Source organism: Christiangramia aestuarii (assembly GCF_009735585.1).
GTDB lineage: Bacteria > Bacteroidota > Bacteroidia > Flavobacteriales > Flavobacteriaceae > Christiangramia > Christiangramia aestuarii.
Genome location: NZ_VJVW01000110.1, coordinates 1 through 422 on the forward strand (window position 1 = coordinate 1; position 422 = coordinate 422).

At 69.0% G+C, this 422-nt stretch carries 1 protein-coding gene; it reads left to right on the plus strand.

All coding sequences use genetic code 11. The features are described from left to right. On the plus strand, positions 1–422 hold a 422-nt coding region (locus tag FLP08_RS17135; RefSeq protein ID WP_156278132.1), incomplete at both ends, for an aldehyde dehydrogenase family protein.

Here is a 422-nt window from a genome sequence, read left to right on the forward strand (position 1 = left end):
TTGGAACTATCCGCTGTTCCTCTCCATCGGCCCGCTGACCGGGGCCCTCGCCGCCGGCAACCGGGTGATGATCAAGATGAGCGAGTCGACCCCGGCCACCGGGCGCCTGCTCAAGGACCTGCTGGCGCGGATCTTCCCCGAGGACCAGGTCGCCGTGGTGCTAGGCGAGGTAGACGTCGGCGTGGCCTTTTCCAAGCTGCCGTTCGACCACCTGCTGTTCACCGGCGCCACCAGCGTCGGCAAGCACGTGATGCGCGCCGCCGCCGAGAACCTGACCCCGGTCACCCTGGAGCTGGGCGGCAAGTCGCCGGCGATCGTCTCCGACAGCGTGCCGATGAAGGACGCCGCCGAGCGGATCGCCTTCGGCAAGAGCCTCAACGCCGGGCAGACCTGCGTCGCGCCCGACTACGTGCTGGTACCGA